Origin of the sequence: Pseudomonas sp. B21-048, assembly GCF_024748615.1 — a bacterium.
Lineage (GTDB): Bacteria > Pseudomonadota > Gammaproteobacteria > Pseudomonadales > Pseudomonadaceae > Aquipseudomonas.
Genome location: NZ_CP087168.1, coordinates 2,385,048 through 2,400,548, shown reverse-complemented (window position 1 = coordinate 2,400,548; position 15,501 = coordinate 2,385,048). Strand labels below are relative to the sequence as shown.

Annotated in this window: 13 protein-coding genes; 8 read left to right on the top strand and 5 right to left on the bottom strand. The window is 55.5% G+C overall.

All coding sequences use genetic code 11. The features are described from left to right. Positions 1-58 precede the first annotated feature (58 nt). From LOY56_RS11275 to LOY56_RS11260, 4 genes are all read right to left on the bottom strand, one after another. Complete coding sequence (locus LOY56_RS11275) at positions 59-1,243, bottom strand: porin (protein ID WP_258621793.1); 1,185 nt, start codon at positions 1,241-1,243, stop codon at positions 59-61. 210 nt (positions 1,244-1,453) lie between these two features. Beyond that, positions 1,454-2,260, bottom strand: coding sequence for a sulfite exporter TauE/SafE family protein (locus LOY56_RS11270; protein ID WP_258621792.1), 807 nt, complete (start codon positions 2,258-2,260; stop codon positions 1,454-1,456). A gap of 9 nt (positions 2,261-2,269) precedes the next feature. Next, positions 2,270-3,514 carry an FAD/NAD(P)-binding oxidoreductase gene (locus LOY56_RS11265; RefSeq protein WP_258622610.1) on the bottom strand — a complete coding sequence of 415 codons (1,245 nt, stop codon included), beginning with the start codon at positions 3,512-3,514 and terminating at the stop codon, positions 2,270-2,272. A gap of 248 nt (positions 3,515-3,762) precedes the next feature. Beyond that, positions 3,763-4,098: a helix-turn-helix transcriptional regulator gene (locus LOY56_RS11260; protein ID WP_032830345.1), complete on the bottom strand. Its 336-nt coding sequence runs from the start codon at positions 4,096-4,098 to the stop codon at positions 3,763-3,765. A 104-nt stretch (positions 4,099-4,202) separates the two neighbouring features. Between LOY56_RS11260 and LOY56_RS11255 the strand changes: the two genes are divergently transcribed. The 3 genes from LOY56_RS11255 (at position 4,203) to LOY56_RS11245 (ending at position 8,571) form a co-directional block, all read left to right on the top strand. After that, entirely contained in the window at positions 4,203-5,066 is an 864-nt protein-coding gene (locus LOY56_RS11255; protein ID WP_258621789.1) for an MBL fold metallo-hydrolase, read from the top strand. A gap of 260 nt (positions 5,067-5,326) precedes the next feature. Then, positions 5,327-6,160 (top strand): hypothetical protein, encoded by an 834-nt coding sequence (locus LOY56_RS11250; protein ID WP_258621787.1) that lies wholly within the window; start codon positions 5,327-5,329, stop codon positions 6,158-6,160. 53 nt (positions 6,161-6,213) lie between these two features. Beyond that, the gene (locus LOY56_RS11245; RefSeq protein WP_258621785.1) at positions 6,214-8,571 is read left to right on the top strand and encodes an AAA family ATPase; all 2,358 of its coding nucleotides are present in this window, start codon (positions 6,214-6,216) and stop codon (positions 8,569-8,571) included. A gap of 45 nt (positions 8,572-8,616) precedes the next feature. On the opposite strand, the gene bkdR is transcribed toward LOY56_RS11245, so the two are convergent. Beyond that, positions 8,617-9,105, bottom strand: coding sequence for a Bkd operon transcriptional regulator BkdR (gene bkdR / locus LOY56_RS11240; RefSeq protein ID WP_008059350.1), 489 nt, complete (start codon positions 9,103-9,105; stop codon positions 8,617-8,619). A gap of 185 nt (positions 9,106-9,290) precedes the next feature. Here bkdR and LOY56_RS11235 point away from each other — a divergent pair, with 185 nt between their 5' ends. The 5 genes from LOY56_RS11235 (at position 9,291) to LOY56_RS11215 (ending at position 15,430) form a co-directional block, all read left to right on the top strand. Next, positions 9,291-10,526: a 3-methyl-2-oxobutanoate dehydrogenase (2-methylpropanoyl-transferring) subunit alpha gene (locus tag LOY56_RS11235; RefSeq protein WP_008005369.1), complete on the top strand. Its 1,236-nt coding sequence runs from the start codon at positions 9,291-9,293 to the stop codon at positions 10,524-10,526. A gap of 1 nt (position 10,527) precedes the next feature. After that, complete coding sequence (locus tag LOY56_RS11230) at positions 10,528-11,586, top strand: alpha-ketoacid dehydrogenase subunit beta (protein ID WP_258621782.1); 1,059 nt, start codon at positions 10,528-10,530, stop codon at positions 11,584-11,586. Then, positions 11,587-12,858: a dihydrolipoamide acetyltransferase family protein gene (locus LOY56_RS11225; protein WP_258621781.1), complete on the top strand. Its 1,272-nt coding sequence runs from the start codon at positions 11,587-11,589 to the stop codon at positions 12,856-12,858. It begins immediately after the preceding gene. Between the two features lie 3 nt (positions 12,859-12,861). Then, positions 12,862-14,244 carry a dihydrolipoyl dehydrogenase gene (lpdA, locus tag LOY56_RS11220; RefSeq protein WP_258621779.1) on the top strand — a complete coding sequence of 461 codons (1,383 nt, stop codon included), beginning with the start codon at positions 12,862-12,864 and terminating at the stop codon, positions 14,242-14,244. Between the two features lie 166 nt (positions 14,245-14,410). Beyond that, positions 14,411-15,430 (top strand): branched-chain amino acid aminotransferase, encoded by a 1,020-nt coding sequence (locus tag LOY56_RS11215; protein WP_258621776.1) that lies wholly within the window; start codon positions 14,411-14,413, stop codon positions 15,428-15,430. Positions 15,431-15,501 lie beyond the last annotated feature (71 nt).

The following is a 15,501-nucleotide window of genomic DNA, read 5'->3' as shown; positions in this document are numbered from 1 at the left end:
GCTTCGCGACCCAACGGGGGCAAGCCCCCTCGCCACAGTTGATCTATGTCGCCACCAGTTACCAGGTCAACACCGCCCCCATCGCAAACGTATCGGTGTCTTCATTCTGGTCGCTGGTGTCGTGGCCATTGATTTCGAACTGGTTGTACTCGGCCACCAGTTTGAGGTTGTCGTTGACGTCATGGAACAGCGCAATGCCGCGGGTCTCGTAATCGGCGCCGCTGCCGACCACGCCGTTGCCATCGTCCTCGGTCTTGCCGTAAGACAGTGCCAGGCGGTTCTTGCCCAGTTTGTAGGACCCCTGCAACAGGTAACCGTCGCTGTCGACATTGCGCAGGGTCGGTTCGCCGGCGTTGTTGGTGAAGAACGGGTTGATGCCCTTGGCCTGGAAACCGGAGCCGGTCAGCGACAGCCCGCCCATCTTCGCCTGCACACCGTAGCCGACGCCTTTGGAGGTGACGGACTCGACGCTGGAGTCGGTGTTGTCCGAAGTCTGGTAGCTGCCGTTGAGCCAGCTGTAAATCTTCGCCCCGCCGACGTCGAACTGATAGGTGATCTCGCTCTCGGTGCGGGGGTTCCCCTGATACGCCTTGCCCGTCGCGCTGCTGTCGTTGGTATCGACCGGGTCCATGATCCCCACCGCCACCCGCAAACCGTCCATCACCGGGGTGCGATAGGTAATCTGCGCCGTCGGGAACGGGTATGGATAACCGCTGCCGATGTTGCCGAACGACACCCCGCCGCCGTCCACCAGGCCCAACGTATCGCTGACCTGACCATAACCGGCGAGCAATTCGTCGAGCAGGATGTTGGAGCGGGCAAACAGGCCGAAGTCCTTGCCGATCAGCACCTCGCCCCACTCAGGATTGGCCACCGTGCCGTAGAACTGCCGTACGTCGATGGCGGTGTCGGTGCCGTTGGTTTCGCTGTCGTTGATGGTCACCCAGAACGAGGCGCGGGCGCCGAGCTTAAGGTCATCGACCTGCTTGCCCATGTTGAAACCCAGGTAGTTGGGCAGAAACCCCATCTTCACCCGCGCCTGACGCCGGTCGTACTGCTCGCCGGCCCGGTCCACGTCGCTGTTCACATAGAAGGCGTTGATGTAGCCATCCGTGGAGAACGTGGTCTGGTCCTTGTCGTACAGCATGATCTCGGCCTCGGCCATTGAGCTCAGGCCAAGGGACGACAGGCTGGCGATGAGGGCCGGCAAGAAACGATGCTTGAAGTTCTTATTGTTGTGCATGACGCGCTCCGCAACGGGGGACTTGATGTCGGAGGCGATTATCGAAAGCTGACCGGCGGCGTCATACGCTGCCTTGGGGGCGGTTGTCCGCTGCTTTGGATTGGCGGGGTGGCGCGCGGCAAATTCGGCGTAAGACCGCCCGCCGGACAGGCCCGGAACTTAGGGTGTAAGCCTGTGGACCCGACTGCTGTCCACAGGAACTGGTGTCCGCTAGGCAAGCGCTCTAAACAGCATGTAAACGGCGATCACCCCGCAGACGCTGGCGAAGCCGATCTGCAGCCCTCGGGCCGGCACCCGCGCGCAGAGTTTTCGACCGAGGATCATCCCGACGATGCTGGCGACAATGAACGACACGCCCAAACCATCGATCCGCACCCCTGCATGAAACGCGCCGACCACGCCGATCACCGAGATCAGGCTGATCACCATCAATGACGTGGCGACGATGCCGCGCATCTGCACATCGGTCAGTTGCTTGAACGCCGGCACAATCAGAAAGCCGCCACCCACCCCGAGCAGCCCCGAGACCACACCGGTCACCGCGCCGAGTGCCGCCAGGGTCGCGGTGCATTTGGCAGTCCAGGAAAAACGCCCGGTCTGCTGATCGAGCATGCAGTTCTTCTGGCCCCAGTTGGCATGGCCGTGATCGCTCGGGCCATCGTCGTGCTTTTCCCGGCGCAGCATCCGCCAGGCCACCATGACCATCAGCAGACTGAACAGGACCATCAGGATCTTTTCCGGCAACTGATGGGCGAAGTAGATGCCCACCGGCGAAAACACCGCGCCGAGCAGCGCAATCAACAACGCCGCGCGATAGCGCACCAGGCCATGACGCAAACCGTCAATCGCACCGATCGCCGCCGCACTGCCCACCGCAAACAAGGCGACGGGCGCCGCTTGGGTCATGGTCAAACCCAGCCCCAGCACCAGGGCCGGCACGGCAAGAATGCCGCCACCGGCACCGGTCAAGCCCAGCACCAGGCCCATGACCACACCGAAAAAACTGGCCAGCAACATAGAGTTCTCTCAGTCAATTCTGGACAGACGGGTCAGCCATTCGCGGCCCTTGAGCAGGCCATTCCAGTAGAACCATGGCAGCAGGGTCGCCTTGAGAAACCAGGCTGAACGACGCGGCACCGTCGGGTCGAGGGGAAAGGTCGGCAGCAATTTACCGGCGTAACCGAACTCGGCGAGGATCACCTTGCCCTTCTCCACCGTCAGCGGGCAGGAACCGTAGCCGTCGTACTTGAGTGGCAACGGCTGTTGCTTGCGCAGGGCCAGCAGGTTTTGCGCCACCACCACAATCTGCTTGCGCGCGGCGGCGGCAGTTTTCGCGTTGCTGGTGGAGCAGACATCGCCCAAGGCAAAGACGTCTGTATAGCGTACGTGTTGCAGACTGTGCGGGTTCACTTCGCACCAGCCAGCGGCGTCGGCCAACGGGCTTTGGCGGATGAAATCCGGCGAGACCTGAGGCGGAACGACGTGCAGCAGGTCGAAGGTTTTTTCTTCTACGTTCACGACACCTGCAGCGTCCTTGACCTCAAACCACGCGGTTTTCGATCGCCCGTCAACCTTGACCAGATTGGAATTGAAGGCCAACCGAGCGTTGTACTTTTCGATGTACTTCATGAGCGGCGGCACGAATGTCGCCACGCCAAACAACGCAGCGCCGGCCAGATTGAACTCGACGTCGAATTTGTTCAGAACGCCGGTTTTGCGCCAGTGATCGCAGGACAAGTACAAGGCTTTCTGCGGCGCACCAGCGCATTTGATCGGCATCGCTGGCTGGGTGAAGATCGCTTTGCCGCCGCGCAATCCCTGGACCAGTTCCCAGGTGTAGGCCGCGTGCCGATAGCTGTAATTGGAGGTCACGCCGTTCTGGCCGAGGGTGTCCTGCAAGCCTTCGACTTTCTCCCAGGCCAGGCGCAAACCGGGGCAGACGACGAGGTTCTGGTAACTGACGGTGCGGCCATCGTCGAGGGTCAGCTGTTTGCTGTCCGGGGTGATGTCAGTCACGGACGCCTGCAACCAGGTGGCCTGACGCGGCATCACCGAAGACATCGGGCGCGCGGTGTTTTTCACCGCGTAAGCACCACCGCCCACCAGCGTCCACGCCGGTTGGTAGTAATGCTGGCTGTCGGGTTCGATAACGGTAATTTTTAAACCCGGATCGCGTTTCAGCAGGCTGGCAACCAGGCCAATGCCGGCGGTCCCGCCGCCTATTACCACGATGTCGGCACTGATGGATGGGCCCCAGTGTTGATCGTTCATCATTCATTCCTTGTTATTGCACGCATGGCGCCGGGTTCAGTCCTGATGCCAGTCAGTTAAGCGCAATCCCATGTACAAGCGGGCTTTTGTGGCGAGGGGGCTTGCCCCCGTTCGGCTGCGAAGCAGTCGTAAACCCATTAAATGCGGTTTGACTTTGAAATGCCGGGGTCGCTTCGCAACCCAACGGGGGCAAGCCCCCTCGCCACAGCCCGCACATGGGATTGCGCTTAACTGACCGGCCATCAGGCTCAGCCCCAGCTTTTCAGCACCGCTCCGCAGTACAGGCCGGACAGTGTCTTCATCACCTGAATCACTTCGTGACTGGCTAAACCATAGAATATGTACTTGCCTTCACGACGGGTGACTACCAATCCTTCGTCGCGCAGGATGCCCAGCTGTTGGGACAGTGTGGGTTGGCGCACGCCGGTCATTTTTTCCAGTTCGCCGACGTTGCGCTCGCCCTGGGTCAATTGGCAGAGAATCAGCAAGCGGTCCTCGTTGGCCAAGGCCTTGAGCAGCGCGCAAGCTTTGGAGGCCGAGGCCCGGAGCTGGGCGACTTCACATTCGGTCAGACTGGATTGCATTTGCAGGATGCCTTCGACGTCACTTAAGCTGCGGACATTATGTTTAAACATAAAGTGTTGCAACCGGTTATTGTCCTCCCGCCCCTTTCCACAGGTTCGTACCCATGTCTGCGTTGATTGAAGCCTTTCTTGACCCCGCCTCGTCGACTTACAGCTACGTGATCTACGAACACGATGGCGGGCACTGCGCGATTGTCGACCCGGTACTGGATTTCGACCCCGCCGCCGGGCGCACCGCGACCGTCCAGGCCGACAAAATCATCGCCTTCGTGCGCGAACACCAGTTACAGGTGCAATGGCTACTGGAAACCCACGCCCATGCCGATCACCTGTCGGCCGCGCCTTATTTGCGTCGGGAACTGGGCGGCAAGATTGCGATTGGTGAATCGATCAGCAAGGTTCAGGACGTGTTCAAGGCACTGTTCAACCTCGAACCGGGATTTAGCGCCGATGGTTCACAGTTCGATCACCTGTTCGCGCCGGACGAATCATTCCGCATTGGCAACCTGAAGGCCACGGCCCTGCATGTGCCCGGGCATACCCCGGCGGACATGGCTTATTTGATCGACGGCGATGTGATTCTGGTGGGCGATACGTTGTTCATGCCGGACGTTGGCACTGCGCGTTGCGATTTCCCTGGCGGTAATGCCAACCAGATGTTTGCCTCAATCCACAAACTGTTGGCCTTCCCCGCCAGCGTGCGGCTTTACGTCTGCCACGATTACCCGCCCACGGGCCGCGCCCCGCAATGCCAGAGCACGGTTGGCGAGCAGCGCAAAAGCAACATTCATATTCACGACGGCATTGATGAGGCCTCCTTCGTCGCGATGCGCATCCAGCGTGATGCCGGTTTGTGCATGCCGACGCTGTTGCTGCCGGCGATTCAGGTGAATGTGCGGGCGGGGAATTTGCCGCCGGCCGAAGATAACGGCGTGACCTACCTGAAAATCCCGATCAACCGTATGTAAGCCCGATCGCACGACATCGTTACTAAATACAAGGTGCGGACGGGATGGAGGCTCACATTGCAACGTATAAAACCCACGTAACCATATGTTTTAAAAGATAAACAGACAGAAAAACCCTTAAAACAACCCCTCTTCCGCAGTACAAAGCTCGTAGGAGGTATGGATAGTGAACTGAACACCACAGATAGACTAAAGCATTACTACGGCGTTCCTAGACTCTGCTACCCTAATTTACCAAGGACGAAATTTCCGGGTGGAAAATGGACAGAATTAATGAGCTAATAAATTACGACCCTACTGATATTGTTTTCCACTCAAGCAACTTAATACATGCCTACTGCTTCTGTTTAACTCCAGAACAAACATGTGAGCTTTTCAAGTCCATCCCCAGGAAAAACAAACGCCTCCTCGATAAAGCCCTGAAGAAAATATGCTCCGACATAGAATCCGAAATGCTTCCGTGTCACGAAAACCTTTTAGGCGTATTAGAGAAAGAGCTCACTTCTGTCACTTCAAAACACAGACAAAGTATTGGCTATTATTTGACAAACATCTCTGACTGCGCCCCAGCCGACACCAGAAAGCGGATCCAAACACTTTTCCTGGAATCTAAGTATATCGGGATTCGCAAGAGGGGATACAAGAGCATTACAAGAAACAAGAACGACTCTCAAGATATACTTCTTGAAGCATGGAATACATTCAACGACGCTGAATGCGCATGGACCATAACCAACACTTTCCCTACAGACGCGCTGGTCCCTATCAGGAAGAATATTGTAAATACTTTCTCTGAAGGATGGCAGTATTCAAGGCTATATTTAAAAATAGGTAAAGAGCATCCTCAGTTGCTCGAGGAACTCAGAGACCTCGACGAAATATCATTTTGTTACGTCCTTGCCAAGCTCAACAAAAAACTCACTACAACTGATGCAAAGAAAATAATAGATAACAATCTGTGCGATGAACGAATCGGGTTGTTAATCTGGGCTCTAGGGCGCTTACGCCTATGGAAAGCATTGCAGTACATAGAATTACAACTGAAACACAACCAAAACCCAATACAGCTCAAACCTACACCATGCTTATCTTAGCAGAGCAAACATGGGTTAGTAGCCACATGTAAAAACCACAAGAAAGGTTTATCATGCTCACAAAAATCAGAAAAATAAAAAACTTTGCCATATATCAAGACTTCGACTGGGACTCTTCCACCAGAGACACCGGCAACAATATAGCCAAGTTTAAAAAACTAAACATTCTATATGGTCGCAATTACTCAGGAAAAACAAGCCTATCCAGAATAGTGAGAACATTGGAAACTAAAACACCTCATGAAAAATACAAGCTCTCCAGTTATGAATTCACTCACAGCGGAGCCCAAAAGCTCGACAGCACAACATTAACCAACTGCCCATACCATGTACGGGTTTACAATAAAGATTTCGTTGAAGAAAATCTAAAATGGCTTTCAGACTCAGACGGAACAATTAAACCCTTTGCCGTGCTAGGAGAACCTAATATAGCGCTGGAAAAAGAGATCGAAGAGAAAGAGGCTCTACTTGGCTCAGAATCGGATAAAAAAGGTCTCCGACACGAACTAAAAACAAAAATCGAAGAAAACCAAAAAAACACAGCCACACTCACAAAAGTATCAAACACCCTAGATGAAAAATTAAAAACCAAGGCCAACACAAGCATAAAAACCAACCCTATATACAGGGAGATAACATACAATATACAAAAAATAAAAAACGACATAACGGCCATATTATTAGCGACCCCCAACCCCCTACCAATAGAAGAACAGCTCAAGTTACGAAAGATCCTTACAGAGGAAAATAAAGAAACACTGAGCTTTAAAAGCGACTTCACCAATAAGCTACATAGCTTTCAAACAGAAGCCAACAAGCTTTTAGAACAGGAAATAAAACCCACAGACACAATACAAAAACTACTGAATAACGCTATTTTACAGGAGTGGGTACGTACGGGTGCAATGCTCCACAAGGGGAAAGAGACACATTGCAACTTCTGTGGCAATCCATTGCCATCCGATCTTTGGAAAAAAATAGATGCACATTTTAGCAAAGAATCTGAAAATCTCCGCACTTTAATTACCACCCTAAAAAACAAACTTGATACAGAAACAAGATCCTCGGACATCTCAATCAACTTAAAAGCCTCATCCTTTTACTCAGCACTTGAATCAAAATTCGTTAAGCTGAATGAAAAGCTGGAAAACGGAAAAGAGTTATATAAAAACGACCTCTTATTGTTAATATCATCATTACACGCCAGAGAAAATAATATATTTTCTCCTCAGCCAAAACCTACTTTATTGAGCAACCCTCAAGATATTGAAAAAACCCTTAAGTCTATCGAGGAGATAGTAAATGAGCACAACGCAAAAACTGGAACAATAGCAAAGGACCAGGAGATTGCTCGAAAAAGCTTAAAATATGACGAAATCGCGACCTTCATAAAGGACATTGAGTATTCGACGACAACAAAAAACATCGAAACACTTACCACATTCCAAACAACCTTAAACAAACAACAAAATGAAATATCAAATAAAATCACAAAAGCAGAAAAAGATATAAGCATTCTTAAGAACCAACTTAAGGATGAGCGAAAAGGTGCTGAAAAGGTCAATCACTATCTACAACATCATTTCGGACACTCCGGACTACAGCTATCCGCCATAGACGAAGATACTACAAAAGGTGTTCATTTTAGAATCAGTAGATCAAATGATATAGCTCACAATCTCAGCGAAGGCGAGTGCAGCCTCGTAGCCTTCTGTTACTTCATGGCAAAACTAGAAGATATCGAAACCAAAGACAAGGAATTAATAATTTGGATTGACGACCCAATTTCAAGCCTTGATAGCAACCATATATTTTTCGTCTACAGCCTGATCGAAGCAATGCTAGCCAAACCGATAAAGGCCGTCAACCAAACGAATACATACAGATATAGTCAGTTATTTATTTCGACCCACAGCCTAGACTTCCTCAAATACCTAAAAAGAATCTCGAAACCAAAGAACGACTCCGAATACTTTATCTTGGAACGCACCGAAAGAAACTCCGCCATTAAGCTAATGCCTAGCTACCTAAAAAATTATATAACCGAATTCAACTACTTATTCAGCCAGATATACAAATGCACCCAACCAATAATAGGCGATTCGGACCACGAAGCCTTCTATAATTTTGGCAACAACTTGAGAAAATTTCTAGAAGCGTACCTTTTCTACAAATACCCTTCGCACTCGAGCACGGAAGAAAAACTTGGAAAATTTTTTGGTGGCGACCAGTTAGCCACTGAGCTCTCAAATAGACTTTACAATGAACAATCCCACCTAGAAGAAATTTTTGACAGAAGCATCAAACCCTCTGAGATCCCGGAAATACCAAAACTTGCCAATTATGTGCTCAACACAATAAAACAAAAGGACCCAGATCAATACAACTCATTAATTGAGAGCATTACTTGATCAACTTATCTAGGGGCGGAAACTCCCCGCCCCACATTCAATATATTAAGTCCCAAGAGTCAACCCATTCGCCGGCAACGGCAGCGCCGTCTTATACCTCACCTGCTTGAGCGCAAAGCTCGAACGAATGTTCGCCACCCCCGGCACCTTGGTCAAAAAGTCCATCATGAAGCGTTCCAGCGACTGAATGGTCGGCACCAGCACGCGGATCAGATAGTCCGGGTCACCGGCCATCAAATAGCACTCCATCACTTCCGGGCGATCCGAGATCGCCTCTTCGAAATGCTGCAACGCCTCCTCCACCTGTTTCTCCAGGCTGACGTGAATGAACACATTCACATGCAGCCCCAGCAGGTCGGCATCCAGCAGGGTCACTTGCTCACGAATCAGCCCTAATTCTTCCATCGCCTTGACCCGGTTGAAGCACGGCGTCGGCGACAGGTTCACCGAGCGCGCGAGGTCGGCGTTGGTGATGCGCGCGTTCTCCTGAAGGCTGTTGAGAATGCCGATATCGGTACGGTCCAGTTTGCGCATGAGACAAAACCACCTGTTTTTTATGTTTATGCAGATTTTTTATCCTCAAATGACCTCAAGCGCAACGAAACAGAGAGAAATATTCTTCTTGGCCCGACCTATCATTGTTGTAGGACAAGAATTCTTTTACCGAAGAATGACTGCCAGCTCACTACAAGAAATTCACAAGATCGAGCGTAGAAGCCATGAACCAAGCGTACGAACCGCTGCGCCTGCACGTTCCCGAACCTTCGGGCCGCCCCGGCTGCAAAACCGACTTCTCCTACCTGCATCTGACTGACGCAGGCCTGGTGCGCAAACCCCCAATCGACGTTGAACCGGCCGACACGGCTGATCTGGCCAAAGGCCTGATTCGCGTGCTCGACGACCAGGGCAATGCCCTCGGCCCGTGGGCTGAAGGCGTGCCAGTCGAGATCCTGCGTAAAGGCATGCGCGCCATGCTCAAGACGCGGATTTTCGACAACCGCATGGTGGTCGCCCAGCGTCAGAAAAAAATGTCGTTCTACATGCAAAGCCTTGGCGAAGAAGCCATCGGCAGCGCCCAGGCCCTGGCCTTGAACATCGACGACATGTGCTTCCCCACCTATCGTCAACAAAGCATCCTGATGGCCCGCGAAGTGCCGCTGGTCGACCTGATCTGCCAACTGCTGTCCAACGAGCGCGATCCGCTCAAGGGTCGTCAGCTGCCGATCATGTACTCGGTCAAGGACGCCGGTTTCTTCACCATTTCCGGCAACCTCGCCACCCAATTCGTTCAGGGCGTTGGCTGGGGCATGGCCTCGGCGATCAAGGGCGACACCAAAATCGCCTCGGCCTGGATCGGCGACGGCGCCACCGCTGAATCGGACTTCCACACCGCCCTCACCTTCGCCCACGTCTACCGTGCGCCGGTGATCCTCAACGTGGTCAACAACCAGTGGGCGATCTCGACGTTCCAGGCGATTGCCGGCGGTGAAGCCACTACCTTCGCCGGTCGCGGCGTCGGTTGCGGCATCGCCTCCCTGCGGGTCGATGGCAACGATTTTGTCGCGGTCTACGCCGCTTCTGCCTGGGCTGCCGAACGCGCACGCCGCAACCTCGGCCCGACCATGATCGAATGGGTCACTTACCGCGCCGGCCCGCACTCGACCTCTGATGATCCGTCCAAATACCGTCCTGCCGACGACTGGAGCCACTTCCCGTTGGGCGACCCGATTGCGCGCCTCAAGCAGCACCTGATCAAAATCGGTCAGTGGTCCGAAGAGGAACACGTCGCCGTCAGTGCCGAACTGGAAGCCGAAGTGATCGCCGCGCAGAAAGAAGCCGAGCAGTACGGCACCCTCGCCGGCGGCCAGATTCCGAGCGCCGCGACCATGTTCGAGGACGTCTACAAAGAGATGCCGGAGCACTTGAAGCGCCAGCGTCAAGAGTTGGGGATCTGACATGAACGATCACAACAATAAAATCGAGTTGGAAACCGCCATGACCACGACCACCATGACCATGATCCAGGCCCTGCGCTCGGCCATGGATGTGATGCTTGAGCGTGACGACAATGTCGTGGTGTTCGGCCAGGACGTGGGCTACTTCGGCGGCGTGTTCCGTTGCACCGAAGGCCTGCAGAACAAGTACGGCACCTCCCGCGTATTCGACGCACCGATCTCCGAAAGCGGCATCGTTGGCGTCGCCGTGGGCATGGGCGCTTACGGTTTGCGGCCGGTGGCCGAGATCCAGTTCGCCGATTACGTTTACCCGGCGTCGGACCAGATCATTTCCGAAGCCGCACGCCTGCGTTATCGCTCGGCCGGCGAGTTCACCGCACCGATGACCCTGCGCATGCCATGCGGCGGCGGCATCTACGGTGGCCAGACCCACAGCCAGAGCATCGAGGCGATGTTCACCCAAGTCTGCGGTTTGCGTACGGTCATGCCGTCCAACCCTTACGACGCCAAAGGCCTGCTGATCGCCTCCATCGAAAACGATGACCCGGTGATCTTCCTCGAGCCAAAACGCCTGTACAACGGCCCGTTCGATGGTCACCACGATCGTCCGGTAACCCCGTGGTCGAAACACCCCGCCGCGCAAGTGCCGAACGGTTACTACACCGTGCCGCTGGACGTTGCCGCCATCGCTCGTCCAGGCAAGGACGTGACCATCCTGACCTACGGCACCACCGTTTATGTATCGCAAGTGGCGGCTGAAGAAACCGGCATCGATGCTGAAGTCATCGACCTGCGCAGCCTGTGGCCACTGGACCTGGACACCATCGTCAAGTCAGTGAAGAAAACCGGACGCTGCGTGGTGGTTCACGAAGCCACCCGCACCTGCGGTTTCGGTGCTGAGCTGGTGTCGCTGGTGCAAGAGCATTGCTTCCACTACCTGGAAGCGCCGATCGAGCGCGTCACCGGTTGGGACACTCCCTACCCGCATGCGCAAGAGTGGGCGTATTTCCCTGGTCCGTCCCGAGTGGGCGCGGCTTTGCATCGGGTTATGGAGGTCTGAATGGGCACGCACGTTATTAAAATGCCGGACATTGGCGAAGGCATTGCAGAAGTTGAATTGTCGCAGTGGCACGTCAAGGTCGGCGACATGGTCGTCGAAGATCAGGTGCTGGCCGATGTGATGACCGACAAGGCAATGGTCGATATTCCGTCGCCGGTGCATGGCAAGGTGATTGCGCTGGGCGGCCAGCCTGGCGAAGTCATGGCGGTTGGCAGCATATTGATCAGCATTGAAGTTGAAGGCGCGGGCAACGTTAAAGAGTCGGCTCAGCCAGTAGCGGTTAAAGAAGCACCTGTTGCAGCGCCTAACGTTGAAGCCGTTGTTGAAAGCAAACCGGTTGCGGCACCTCGTCCGGCCGCCGCGTGCCAAGATCCGATGGTAGCCCGTGAAGCCGATGAGCGTCCGCTGGCCTCCCCGGCTGTGCGCAAGCATGCGCTGGACCTCGGCATTCAATTGCGTCTGGTGCGTGGCAGCGGCCCTGCCGGTCGGGTGCTGCATGAAGACCTCGAAGCCTATCTGGCGCAGGGTCAGTCAAACGCCTCGGCACCGGCCTCTGCCGCTTACGCCCAGCGTAATGATGAGCAGCAAATCCCGGTAATCGGCATGCGCCGCAAGATTGCCCAGCGCATGCAGGACGCCACCCAGCGCGCCGCCCACTTCAGCTACGTCGAAGAAATCGACGTCACTGCCGTGGAAGAACTGCGCGCACACCTGAACGAAAAACACGGCGCGACCCGCGGCAAGCTGACCTTGCTGCCGTTCCTGGTCCGCGCGTTGGTCGTGGCGCTGCGCGACTTCCCGCAGATCAACGCCCGTTACGACGACGAAGCGCAAGTCATCACCCGCCTCGGCGCGGTGCATGTGGGCGTCGCCACCCAAGCCGACATCGGTTTGATGGTGCCGGTGGTGCGTCATGCCGAAACCCGCAGCCTGTGGGACAGCGCCACGGAAATCTCCCGTTTGGCCACCGCCGCGCGCACTGGCAAGGCCAGCCGCGATGAGCTGTCCGGCTCGACCATCACCCTGACCAGCCTCGGCGCGTTGGGCGGCATCGTCAGCACGCCGGTGTTGAACCTGCCGGAAGTGGCGATCGTCGGCGTGAACAAAATCGTCGAACGACCGATGGTCGTCAAAGGCCAGATCGTGATCCGCAAGATGATGAACCTCTCCAGTTCCTTCGATCACCGCGTGGTCGACGGCATGGACGCGGCGCAATTCATCCAGGCCGTTCGTGGTCTGCTCGAACAACCCGCAACCTTGTTTGTGGAGTAAAACATGCAGAATTTGAACACCACGTTGCTGATCATCGGCGGCGGCCCTGGCGGCTATGTGACGGCGATCCGTGCCGGTCAGTTGGGCATTTCGACCATTCTGGTGGAAGGCGAATCGTTGGGCGGCACTTGCCTGAACATCGGCTGCATTCCGTCCAAGGCGTTGATCCACGTCGCCGAACAGTTCCACCAGACGCAGCACCACAGCCAACACTCGGCGCTGGGTATCAGCGTGTCGGCGCCGACCCTGGACATCAGCAAGAGCGTCGAGTGGAAGGACGGTATCGTTGATCGCCTGACCACCGGCGTCTCGGCACTGTTGAAGAAGCACAAGGTCCAGATCATTCAAGGCTGGGCCAAAGTCATCGACGGCAAAACCGTGGAGGTCGGCGACACGCGCATTCAGTGCGAGCACCTGGTGCTGGCCACCGGTTCGAAAAGCGTGAACCTGCCGATGCTGCCGATTGGCGGGCCGATCATCTCTTCCACCGAAGCGCTGGCACCGAAAAGCGTGCCTAAACGGTTGGTCGTGGTCGGTGGCGGTTACATCGGTCTGGAACTGGGGATTGCCTATCGCAAACTCGGCGCCGAGGTCAGTGTGGTCGAGGCGCAGGATCGCATCCTGCCGGCCTATGACGCCGAACTGACCCATCCGGTGTACGAAGCGCTCAAGCAACTGGACGTGAAACTTTACTTGAAGCACAGCGTTGAAGGCTTTGATTCACAAAGTAATACGCTACAAGTTCGTGATCCGAACGGCGACACCTTGAACCTGGAAACCGATCAGGTACTGGTAGCCGTCGGTCGCAAACCCAACACTCAAGGCTGGAACCTCGAAGCCTTGAAGCTGGAGATGAACGGTTCGGCGATCAAGATCGACAACCGTTGCCAGACCAGCATGCGTAACGTCTACGCCATCGGCGACTTGAGCGGCGAACCGATGCTCGCCCACCGGGCCATGGCTCAGGGTGAAATGGTTGCCGAGCTGATCAGCGGTAAACACCGCGAATTCAACCCGACCGCCATCGCCGCCGTGTGCTTTACCGACCCGGAACTGGTGGTGGTCGGCAAGACCCCGGACGAGGCCAAGGCTGCAGGGCTGGACTGCATCGTGTCCAGCTTCCCTTTCGCCGCCAATGGCCGGGCGATGACGCTGGAATCGAAAAGCGGCTTCGTGCGGGTCGTGGCGCGCCGTGACAACCATGTGATTGTTGGCTGGCAGGCGGTGGGTGTAGGCGTTTCGGAGTTGTCGACGGCGTTCGGTCAAAGCCTGGAAATGGGCGCTCGGCTGGAAGACATCGCCGGCACCATCCATGCGCATCCGACGCTGGGTGAGGCGGTGCAAGAAGCGGCGTTGCGTGCCCTTGGTCACGCGCTGCATCTGTAACCCGGACCTGACTGATCGTTCCGACCTCTGCGTGGGAACGATCAGTGCGAGAGAGATCGCATTCCGGGCTGCGAAATGGGCCCGGAATGAAGTATTGTTGTCCCCATCCAGAAAAATGTCAGAAGCCTTGAACCGTTTCGGCGGTTGTTAAGTGATAGAGGGTGTCATGGGTAACGAAAGCATCAATTGGGACAAGCTGGGTTTTGACTACATCAAGACAGACAAGCGCTATCTGTCGCACTGGCGTAATGGCGAGTGGGACAAAGGCACCTTAACCTCTGACAACGTGCTGCACATCAGCGAAGGCTCCACGGCCCTTCACTATGGCCAGCAGTGCTTCGAAGGCCTGAAGGCCTACCGCTGCAAGGACGGTTCGATCAACCTGTTCCGCCCGGACCAGAACGCCGCACGCATGCAACGCAGCTGCGCGCGCCTGTTGATGCCACACGTGTCCACCGAACAGTTCATCGAAGCGTGCAAGGACGTGGTGCGCGCTAACGAGCGTTTCATCCCGCCTTACGGCACTGGCGGCGCGCTGTACCTGCGCCCGTTCGTGATCGGCGTGGGTGACAACATCGGCGTGCGTACCGCGCCCGAGTTCATCTTCTCGATCTTCTGCATCCCGGTCGGCGCCTACTTCAAGGGCGGCCTGACCCCGCACAACTTCCTGATCTCCAGCTACGACCGCGCCGCCCCACAAGGCACCGGCGCGGCCAAGGTCGGTGGCAACTACGCCGCCAGCCTGATGCCGGGCTCCCAGGCCAAGAAGGCGCATTTCGCCGACTGCATCTACCTGGATCCGCTGACCCACACCAAAATCGAAGAAGTCGGCTCGGCCAACTTCTTCGGGATCACCCACGACAACAAGTTCGTCACGCCGAATTCCCCTTCGGTGTTGCCGGGCATCACTCGTCTGTCGTTGATCGAGCTGGCCAAAACCCGTCTGGGCCTGGAAGTGGTTGAAGGTGACGTGTTCATCGACAAGCTGTCCGACTTCAAGGAAGCCGGTGCTTGCGGTACCGCTGCAGTGATCACCCCGATCGGCGGCATCAGCTACAACGACAAGCTGCACGTGTTCCACAGCGAAACCGAAGTCGGCCCGGTCACCCAGAAGCTCTACAAAGAGCTCACCGGTGTACAGACCGGCGACGTCGAAGCGCCAGCGGGCTGGATCGTCAAGGTTTGATTTGACTCGACTGACCGTTTGAACACAAAAGCCCGGCCATCACCTTGAAGGCCGGGCTTTTTTTCGTCCGC